Raw genomic sequence first — 2,556 nt, 5'->3', positions numbered from 1 at the left:
CGGACAGCGTTCCAATCAATCACCGGACACTTTCCCCACTCTGACGATCCCCTGGGTCAGCAACTCGGGCATCACGCTCCTCACGTCATCGAGGAGACCGGAATGCCCGCCAAGAGGAAGCTGACCATGAGACAGTTGAGGCAAATGCTGCGCCTTTCCCGGGACGGCGTGAGCGTGCGCGACATCGCCGAGAGGCTCGGGATCGCGCGCAGCACCGTCCAGGAGAACCTCAAGCGCGCCGAACAGGCCGGCTTGAGCTGGCCCTTGCCCGGCGCGCTGACCGACGAGGCGCTGGAGGGCAGGCTGTTTGCCCGCGCCGGCGTCAAGCAGGGACAGCGTCGCCGGCCCGAGCCCCACTGGGCCGATGCGGTCGTCGAGTTGAGAAAGCCCGGCGTCACGCTGCAAATCCTCTGGGAGGAGTATCGGGCCGTCCATCCCAACGGCTATGGCTACAGCCGCTACTGTGAGCTCTTCCGCTCGTTTGAGGGCCGGCTCTCGCCGACCATGCGCCAGGACCATGTCGCCGGCGACAAAGTGTTCGTCGACTATTCCGGCAAGAAGATCGCCATCGTCGATCCCCGCTCCGGCGAGATCCGCCAGGCCGAGATCTTCGTCGCCGTGCTCGGCGCCTCCAACTTCACCTACGCCGAGGCGACCTGGACCCAGACCCTGCCGGACTGGATCGGCGCGCACGGGCGCATGTTCTGCTTCTTCGGCGGCGTCCCGCGCCTGATCGTGCCGGACAATCTCAAGTCCGGAGTCAACCGGGCCTCGTTTTACGATCCCGAGATCAACCGCAGCTACGGCATGATGGCCGCGCATTACGGCGTCGGCGTTCTGCCGGCGCGGCCCCGAAAGCCCAAGGACAAATCCAAGGTCGAGAATGGCGTGCGCTTTGCCCAGGCCTGCATTCTCGGACGGCTGCGGCACCAGACCTTCTTCTCGCTGGCCGAGGCCAATGCGGCGATTGCCGGCGCGTGTGATCGCATCAATGATCATGTCGTGCGCCGCCTCGGCGTTAGCCGCCGGCATCTCTTCGAGACGATCGAGCGTCAGGCGCTCGCACCGCTGCCGGGCGACGACTACGAGTTTGCCGAATGGCGCTTCGCCCGGGTCGGCACGGACTATCACGTCGAGTACGAGAGCTTCTTCTATTCGGTCCCGCATGGCCTGATCCGCGCGCAGGTCGATCTGCGGGCGACCAGCCGCACGATCGAGATCTTCCACCGCGGCCAGCGCGTGGCAGCCCATCAGCGCCGCTATGGTGGGCGCCGGCACGGCACGGATCCGAACCACATGCCGAGTTCCCACCGGCGCTATGCCGACTGGACCCCGGAGCGCTTTTGCCGCTGGGCGGCGTCGGTCGGCCCGCAGACCGAAGGCCTGATCACGGCCATTCTGGCGCACCGCCCGCATCCCGAGCAGGGCTTTCGGACCTGTCTTGGGGTTTTGCGCCTGTTGCGCGATCTCGATGCTGCGCGCGCCGAAGCGGTCTCGGCCCGCGCGCTCCAGATCGGTGCGCTCACCTACAAGAGCATCGCCTCCATCCTGGCCAATCGCCTGGCCGCCCAACCCGCCCGCGACCCCGAGCCCACCGCCATCCTGGAGCACGCCAACCTGCGTGGCCCCGGCTACTTCCACTAAGGAGATCCTGCATGTTGACCCATCCCACGCTCGCCCTGCTGACCGATCTCGGTCTTCATGGCATGGCCAGTGCCTTCAAGGATCTGCAATCCCAGCCCGAGGCTCGGGCTCTCGAGCATGGCGACTGGCTTGCACTCCTGCTCGAGCGCGAGGCGACGCTGCGCTGTCAGAAGCGCTTCGAGAGCCGGGCCCGGGTGGCCCGCCTGCGCCATGACGCTCATGTCGAGGATGTTGACTTCAGGGCGGCGTGCGGTCTCGATCGCGGGCTCTTCCTCAAGCTGTCCGGCTGCGACTGGATCCGCGAGCGACGCGGGCTCCTGCTGACCGGACCGGCCGGGGTCGGCAAGAGCTGGTTGGCGTGCGCGCTGGGCCAGAAGGCCTGCCGGGAGGACTTCTCGGTGGTGTACCATCGTGCTCCCAGGCTGTTTGCGGCGCTCGCTCTGGCGCGGGGCGACGGCCGCTACGCGCGGATGCTCAAGGCGCTGGCCCGCGTGGACCTGCTCATTCTCGATGACTGGGGCCCTGAGAAGCTCGATGACGATCAGCGGCGGGACCTGCTGGAGATCGTCGAGGACCGCTATGAGCGGCGCTCCACCATCGTGACGAGCCAGATCCCGGTCGATCGCTGGTACGAGATCATCGGCAACCCGACCATCGCGGATGCGATCCTGGATCGGCTCGTGCACAATGCGTATCGGATTGAGCTCTCCGGCGAGAGCCTGCGCAAGCAGCGCTCCCCCGCCGTCGCATCATCGATTGATTGACGACCGGCCAATCCCACTCCACCATCGCCCATGACCCAGGATCAGGGGAGAGTGTCCGGCTTCAGATCGGAACACTGTCCGGAATGAAATCGGAATAGGTGTCCGGCTTCACCTTGGAATAAGCGTCCGGCTTCATCGGAATCCGCAG

2 protein-coding genes are annotated in these 2,556 nt (G+C 66.2%); both read left to right on the top strand.

Annotated elements, in window-relative coordinates; translation table 11 throughout:
- Nucleotides 1-102: 102 nt before the first annotated feature.
- Nucleotides 103-1,644: an IS21 family transposase gene (gene istA / locus JKL46_RS34550; protein WP_281400205.1), complete on the top strand. Its 1,542-nt coding sequence runs from the start codon at nt 103-105 to the stop codon at nt 1,642-1,644.
- An 11-nt stretch (nt 1,645-1,655) separates the two neighbouring features.
- Nucleotides 1,656-2,408 carry an IS21-like element helper ATPase IstB gene (gene istB, locus JKL46_RS34545; RefSeq protein WP_201842945.1) on the top strand — a complete coding sequence of 251 codons (753 nt, stop codon included), beginning with the start codon at nt 1,656-1,658 and terminating at the stop codon, nt 2,406-2,408.
- Nucleotides 2,409-2,556 lie beyond the last annotated feature (148 nt).

This window comes from Microvirga zambiensis WSM3693, from assembly GCF_016735695.1.
Classification (GTDB): domain Bacteria; phylum Pseudomonadota; class Alphaproteobacteria; order Rhizobiales; family Beijerinckiaceae; genus Microvirga; species Microvirga zambiensis.
The sequence above is the reverse complement of the archived record's forward strand: the minus strand, read 5'-3'. Positions and strand labels throughout refer to the sequence as shown.

Coding starts and splice junctions, on each gene's coding strand:
- istA (WP_281400205.1), top strand. CDS start 103: ATGCCCGCCAAGAGGAAGCTGACCATGAGACAGTTGAGGCAAATGCTG.
- istB (WP_201842945.1), top strand. CDS start 1,656: ATGTTGACCCATCCCACGCTCGCCCTGCTGACCGATCTCGGTCTTCAT.